General features: G+C 72.8%; 5 protein-coding genes and 1 pseudogene. 4 read left to right on the top strand and 2 right to left on the bottom strand.

All coding sequences use genetic code 11. The annotated features are described in order from the left end of the window. Window positions 1-219, bottom strand: a pseudogene (locus ACFU7Y_RS37065) (sugar phosphate isomerase/epimerase); the annotation flags it as partial. Window positions 220-224: 5 nt separating this feature from the next. Beyond that, entirely contained in the window at window positions 225-2,189 is a 1,965-nt protein-coding gene (locus tag ACFU7Y_RS37060; RefSeq protein ID WP_380770990.1) for a DUF2264 domain-containing protein, read from the bottom strand. A 255-nt stretch (window positions 2,190-2,444) separates the two neighbouring features. Here ACFU7Y_RS37060 and ACFU7Y_RS37055 point away from each other — a divergent pair, with 255 nt between their 5' ends. The 4 genes from ACFU7Y_RS37055 to ACFU7Y_RS37040 all read left to right on the top strand — a co-directional run bounded on the left by ACFU7Y_RS37055 (window position 2,445) and on the right by ACFU7Y_RS37040 (window position 6,746). Further along, on the top strand, window positions 2,445-3,776 hold the full coding sequence (locus ACFU7Y_RS37055) for a sugar ABC transporter substrate-binding protein (protein ID WP_224283585.1): 1,332 nt from the start codon (window positions 2,445-2,447) through the stop codon (window positions 3,774-3,776). Next, the gene (locus tag ACFU7Y_RS37050; protein ID WP_380770989.1) at window positions 3,773-4,732 is read left to right on the top strand and encodes a carbohydrate ABC transporter permease; all 960 of its coding nucleotides are present in this window, start codon (window positions 3,773-3,775) and stop codon (window positions 4,730-4,732) included. The genes ACFU7Y_RS37055 and ACFU7Y_RS37050 overlap by 4 nt, the downstream gene beginning before the upstream one ends. Further along, window positions 4,729-5,643: a carbohydrate ABC transporter permease gene (locus tag ACFU7Y_RS37045; protein ID WP_224283584.1), complete on the top strand. Its 915-nt coding sequence runs from the start codon at window positions 4,729-4,731 to the stop codon at window positions 5,641-5,643. The genes ACFU7Y_RS37050 and ACFU7Y_RS37045 overlap by 4 nt, the downstream gene beginning before the upstream one ends. A 122-nt stretch (window positions 5,644-5,765) precedes the next feature. Continuing rightward, window positions 5,766-6,746, top strand: coding sequence for a hydroxyacid dehydrogenase (locus ACFU7Y_RS37040; RefSeq protein WP_380770991.1), 981 nt, complete (start codon window positions 5,766-5,768; stop codon window positions 6,744-6,746). Window positions 6,747-6,791 lie beyond the last annotated feature (45 nt).

Genomic DNA, 6,791 nt, shown 5'->3' with positions numbered 1-6,791 from the left:
GGCGACGCCGAGGTAGGAGGCGACGGAGAGCGGGGTGATCCCGTGGGCGGTGAACTCCCGCCGGGCGCTTCGCAGTTCCTCGGCCGTCATGGCAGGGTGCACCGGTTCGCCGGGCGCGCACCGCAGTTCGAGCCCCTGCCAGTGGTGCGCGGCCGCCAGGCGGAGGACCTCGGTGAGCGGGCGGCCGGGCAGGCCCAGGGTGGAGAGGGCGAGTCGCATGGTGGTCAGTCCTCCCGGCGGACGGCGACGGAGCCGGTGGCGAGCAGGGCGGTGTGCCGCCCGCCGTCCGGCCAGCGGACGTGGAGCAGGTGGCCTTCCGGGGCCCGCTCGGTGCGGACCTCGACGGCCGCACGGGGCGGCCGAACCGGGCCCCGGTCGAGCCGTGCGGTGCTGACGAACAACGCGGCCGCGTCGGCGACCCGCCCGGCGACGCGGGGCACCGCGCCGATGGCGCCGAAGGCGGTGCCCGAGGGCAGCGGGTCGGTGCCGGCCGTGGTGAAGCCGTCCGCGCAGCGCAGCAGCGAGACGAGCCGCAGGCCGTCCGGCCCGGTGGCGGTGGCGGTGGCGGTGGCGGTGGCGGTGGCGGTGACGTCCGGCCCGTCCACGGCGGTCTCGACGGAGTCGCCCGCCACGGCCCAGCCGCTCTGCCGGACCTCGGTGCCCGGTTCGGCCCCGGCGACCAGGTGGGCGTGCACCTCCTCGGCCCCGGCCGCGAGGACGAGCGAGGTCACGACGATCCCGGGGAGCTCCGCGCCGCCCGCCCTGGGCCGGTGCTCGGAGGCGGCCCAGCCGTCGCCGGTGCCGAGCGGCCGGATCCGGCCGCGCTCGGTGAGCGTGCCGCCGACCACCAGGCCGAGGTGGTTGTCCGGTGGTCCGTCCAGCACCGGTCCGGTCGCGGTGGAGTGGGCGAGGCGTGCGTAGAGCGGGTCGTCGGGCAGCACCTCGTGCGCAGGCTGGTCGTCGCTGCCGTGGTTGTGCAGCCGGACGAGGCCGTCGGAGGCGGTGGACTGGATCAGCCAGCCGGGCCGGGGGAGCGGCCGGACGGCGTCGCCGAGTTCCGCGGGCCCGGGCTGCTCGACGGCCGTCCACACCGGGTGGTCCGGTGGCAGCAGCAGCCCGAGGAAGCCCTTGCTCGCCCAGTACGGGGAGGCGGGGCCGGAGTACGGCTGGACCATCGGCGGGTACGGCCCGTGCCAGCCGGAGGTGAGCAGGCCCTCGGCGTCGAGTGCGCCGCGGTCGAGGAAGTACCGCAGGGCGCCGGAGGCGAGGCGGCGGGTGGTGCCCGGGGACAGCGGGGTGCTCCCGCAGAGCGCTCCGGCCCACAGCGGGGCCGCGGCGGCGAAGCGGTAGGTGAGCGAGCGGCCCTGGTGGACGGGGGCGCCGTCGGCACCGAAGGTGCGCGCGGAGGCGTCGAGGTGGGCGGCGAGCCGGCCGCCGTACACGTCGAGCAGGTGCCGGTCGCCGCCCAGGTGGGCGTGGAGGACGGGGTAGAGGTGGAAGGCCCAGCCGTTGTAGTGGTCGAAGGCGCGTGGGCGTCCGTCGGTGTACCAGCCGTCGCCCAGGTACCAGGACTCGATCTTCGCCAGGCCGCGTTCCACGGCCCGCTCCGCGGCCACGCGGTCGATGCCCGCCTCGGCGAGGAAGCCGCCGACGGTGAGGGGGAAGAGCCACCAGTTGTTGTCCACCGGCGCTTGGCGGAGGGCGCGGGCCAGCCAGGCGCCGGCCCGTTCGCGCACGTCCTCGTCCAGATGGTCCCAGAGCCAGGGGCGGGTGATCCGCAGGGCCAGGGCGATCGAGGCGGCCTCGACCATGGCCTGGCCCCGGTCGGTGATCACCGGCCAGGAGACGGGGTCGGCGTCGGTGAGGGCACGTTCGATGGTCGGGCGGCGGGTGCCTGCGGCGAGCCCCTCGGCGTAGGCCGGGAGCAGGCCGTGGGGGTCGTCGCCGCCGGCGCCCGCGATGCGGAAGGCGGCCAGCAGGAAGGTCCGGGCGTACCCTTCCAGCCCGTCCGAGCGGGGGCCCGACCAGCTGGGGCGGTCGCCCGGCAGCCCGATCAGCGCGTGCTCGGGGCCCGCGTGGCGGCGGACGGCGGCCAGCAGGCCGTCCGCGGCGGCCTCCCAGTGGGCCCTGGTCCAGCCGGTGGCAGGGCTGAGCGAGCGGTTTTCGGGCGGTAGCTCGATCGGGGGCATGCCGGGGGCTCCTCGGTCGGGACGGGGGGATCGTATCCGGGAACAACCCAGATCGATCGCCCATGATATTGATCAAATGATCCGAGTGGACGGGGGTAAATATCACGGAAAGGGCGCTTTACCGTAAAGAAGCCCGAACATCGCCGGGGTCTGCCAGATCGAAACGGATCATTTGATCCAGAACCCTTGACTTCGATCGAAGTGCGGTCCCAGGATGGCCACACCCCGCACACCCCCTCCAACGGGAGACGAGCCATGCCCACCACCCCCACCCGCGTCCGCAGAGCCCCCCGTCTGGCCGCCGCCCTCGTCGCGTCCGCCCTCTGCGTGACGTCCCTCGCGGCCTGCGGCAGCGATTCGTCGAGCGGTGGCTCCGACGACGGCAAGCCCGTCGCCCTCACCTTCTGGGGCTGGGCCAAGGGCACCAAGGAGGTCGTGGCCGCCTTCAACGCCTCCCATCCGGGCATCCAGGTGACCTACGAGGAGATCCCCGCCGGTGTCGCCGGCGGCTACGCGAAGATCTCCAACGCGGTCAAGGCGGGCAACGCGCCCGACGTGTTCAACGTCGAGTACTCGCAGCTGCCGGACTTCGTCAGCCAGGGCGCCGTGCAGGACATCGGCAAGCTCGTCACGGACGACGTCAAGTCCAAGTACCTGAACCAGGCCCTGGACCTGACCACCCTCGGCGGCAGCACCTGGGCCCTGCCGCTGGACGCCTCGCCGCAGGCCTTCTACTACCGCAAGGACCTCTTCGACAAGGCCGGCATCACCGCGCCGAAGACCTGGGACGAGTTCCGCACCGCCGCCCAGAAGCTGAAGGAGGCCCAGCCGGACGCCCGGATCGCCACCTTCTTCCCCGACGACCCGACCACCTTCGAGGCCATGGCCTGGCAGGCCGACGCCCACTGGTTCAAGAGCTCGGGCGACGCGTGGAAGGTCGACGCCACCGGCCCGGAGACCAAGAAGGCCGGCGACTACTGGCAGCAGCTGATCAACGACGACCTCGTCCGGGTCATGCCGTCCTTCAGCCAGCAGTGGACGGCCTCCCTGCAGAAGGGCGAGACGGCCGGCTACCTCGGTGCCTCCTGGGGCGGCGGCGTGCTCAAGGGCACCGTCCCCGACGCCTCCGGCAAGTGGGCCGTCGCCCCCGTCCCCACCTGGGACGGCAACCCCGCCAGCGGCATGGTCGGCGGCACCACCTTCGCGGTCTCCAAGAACAGCAAGAAGGCCAAGGCCGCGGTGGAGTTCGCCACCTGGGCCACCACCACGCCCGAGGGCTTCAGCGCCCGCATCGCCTCCGGCACCTCCTCGGCCTACCCGGCCGCGCCGGCCCTGGTGCCCGTCGCCCAGGGCGCCTTCAAGACGGACTTCTACGGCGGCCAGGACGTCTACGCGATCTACGCCGACGCCGCCAAGTCCATCAAGCCCGGCTGGCAGTGGGGTCCGGCCATGGGCGCCACCAACACCTCCCTCAAGGACGCCTTCGGCAAGCTCACCCAGGGCGGCACCATCCAGTCCGCCGTGGACGCCGCCCAGCAGGCCACCGTCGCCGAGCTGAAGAACCGCGGAATCAAGGTCGCCCAGTGACCACCGCTCCAACCGACCGCGCCGTCCGTACCGCGCCCGCCCGCTCCACCAGCAGGCGGCGCCGGTACGGGCGGTACGGCGCGCCCGCCCTGCTCCTCGCGCCGTTCCTGATCCTCTTCACCGCCTGCACGCTCGTCCCGATCGGGTACGCCGTCTACCTCAGCCTCTACACCGAGCACCGCTCCGGCCTCGGCTTCGGCGGCGTCGAGACGGTCTTCACCGGCCTCGGCAACTACACCCGCGCCCTCGGTGACCAGGCCTACCGGGACGGCTTCCAGACCACGGCCCTGTACTGCCTGCTGTACATCCCGCTGATGGTCGGCCTCTCCCTGGGCTTCGCGCTGCTGCTGAACTCCACGCTGGCCCGTGCCCGCCGTTTCTTCCAGCTCGCGCTGTTCCTGCCGCACGCGGTGCCCGGCATCATCGCCGCCCTGATCTGGATGTACCTGTACACCCCCGGCATCAGCCCCGTCATCGAGGCGCTGAACTCCGCGGGCACCAGCCCCGACCTGCTCGGCAACCCGCTGCCCGCCGTGGTCAACATCGCGCTCTGGGAGTGGGTCGGCTACAACACCGTCATCTTCTACGCCGCGCTCCAGGCCGTCCCGCGCGAGGTGCTGGAGGCCGCCGTCGTGGACGGCGCCGGCCCGCTGCGCACCGTCCTCAGCATCAAGATCCCGCTGATCCGCGCCTCGGTCGTGATGGTCGGCCTGTTCACCGTGATCGGCTCCCTCCAGCTGTTCACCGAACCGATGATCCTGCACGGTGCCTCACCCGGCGTCGTCAGCACCTGGACCCCCAACATGTACGCCTACACTGCCGCCTTCGACCGCGGCGACTACGGCCTCGCCGCCGCCTCCTCGGTGCTGCTCGCCATCACCGCGGCCGTCCTGTCCTTCCTCGTCACCTGGGCGACCCGCACCCGCCCCGCCCGCCGGACGGAGGCCTCGGCATGACCACCCTCGCCCCCGAACGCGACACCCGCGGGCGCCCGCGCGCCCCCAGGGCCGGCCGGGACAGCGCGCCGCGCACGCCCTGGACGCTGTCCAAGGCCGCCGTCAACGGCGCCCTCGTGCTCGCGGCCGCCTACACGCTGCTGCCGCTCGGCTGGCTGCTCACCGCCGCCGCCAAGAACACCGGAGACCTCCTCGGCGGTCACAGCCTCACGCCGTCCAACTGGAACCTCGGCGCCAACCTGCACGCCCTCGCCACCACCGGCGACGGCATCTACTTCCGCTGGTACCTCAACTCGCTGCTCTACGCGGGCATCGGGGCCCTGCTCTGCGCCCTCATCTGCGTCTGTGCCGGCTACGCCTTCCACGTGTACGGCTTCCGCGGCAAGGAGCAGTTGTTCGGGCTGGTCCTGCTCGGCGTGCTGGTGCCGACCACGGCCCTGGCCCTGCCGATGTACCTGCTCGCCTCCGAACTCGGCCTCGCCAACACCTTCTGGGCGGTCTTCCTGCCCTCCCTGGTGAACCCCTTCGGCGTCTACCTCTCCCGCGTGTTCTGCGCCGGCTACATCCCCGGCGAGGTGCTGGAGGCCGCCCGCACGGACGGCGCGAGCGAGTTGCGCGCCTTCTGGTCGATCGGGCTCAGGATGGTCATGCCCGGCTTCGTCACCGTGTTCCTGTTCCAGTTCACCGCGATCTGGAACAACTTCTTCCTGCCGCTGGTGATGCTCTCCGACAACCGGCTCTTCCCGGTCAGCCTCGGCCTCTACTCGTGGAACACCCAGACCCACGCGTTCCCCGAGTTCTACCCGCTGGTCGTCACCGGCTCGCTGCTGGCCGTCGTGCCGCTGGTCGTCGCCTTCGTCGCCCTCCAGCGCCACTGGAAGGCCGGCCTGACCGCGGGAAGCGTCAAGTGACCCACCAGACAGCAAGCTCCACGACCGCGCCGGAGAACCACGTGTCCAACCCGCCGAACCCGACTGCCGTGAACGGGAGTTCACCCGCCTCGCCGCGCCGGCGCCCGCGCGCCCTGCTGGCCATGACCCCGGACCTCGTCGGCCGGCTGGTCGACGACGAGACCATGGACCGGCTCACCACCCTCGCCGAACTCGATCCCGTGTTCGTCGTCGACGACTTCACCACCCCGGAGGCGGCCGCCGTGCTCGCCGAGACCGAGGTGATCGTCAGCAGCTGGGGCTGCCCGCCGCTCGACGAGGCCGTCCTCGCCGCCGCGCCCCGGCTGCGCGCCGTCGTCCACGCCGCCGGATCGGTCAAGCACCATGTCACCGAGGCCTGTTGGGAGCGCGGCATCCAGGTCTCCTCGGCCGCCTGGGCCAACGCCCTGCCCGTCGCCGAGTACACCGTCGCCAACGTGCTGTTCGCCAACAAGCAGGTGCTGCGGCTCAGCGCCGACTACCGCGAGCGGCGGGCCCCGCACGACTGGCAGGCCGCCTACCCCGAGGCCGGCAACTACCGGCGCACCACGGGCATCGTCGGCGCGTCCCGGATCGGGCGGCGCGTCCTCGAACTGCTCCGCCCCTTCGACCTGGACCTGCTGCTCCACGACCCGTACGTGGACGAGGCCGAGGCGGCCGCGCTGGGCGCCCGCGCGGTGACGCTCGACGAACTGTGCGAGCGCAGCGACGTGGTGAGCGTGCACGCGCCCGAACTGCCCGGCACCCGGCACATGATCGACCGCCGCAGGCTCGCCCTGATGCGCGACGGGGCGACGCTGGTGAACACCTCGCGCGGGTCGCTGATCGACCAGGACGCCCTGGTCGAGGAGCTGGTCTCGGGCCGCCTCAACGCCGTCCTGGACGTCACCGTCCCGGAGGTGCTGCCCGAAGACTCGCCGCTCTACGACCTGCCCAACGTCCTGCTCACCCCGCACGTCGCCGGTTCGCTCGGCGGCGAGCTGCGGCGGATGGCGGCCGCGGCGGCGGACGAGCTGGCCCGCTACGCGAACGGCAGCCCCTTCACCCACCCGGTGCTGCGCGGCGATCTGGACCGCACCGCCTGACCGGGCGAGAGCCCCCGTCCGGCGGTGCGCCGAGGGCCGTGGGAG

Origin of the sequence: Kitasatospora sp. NPDC057542, assembly GCF_042801945.1 — a bacterium.
Classification (GTDB): Bacteria; Actinomycetota; Actinomycetes; order Streptomycetales; family Streptomycetaceae; genus Kitasatospora.
Note: the sequence above shows the minus strand (reverse complement) of the source record. Positions and strands in the feature narration are given on the sequence as shown.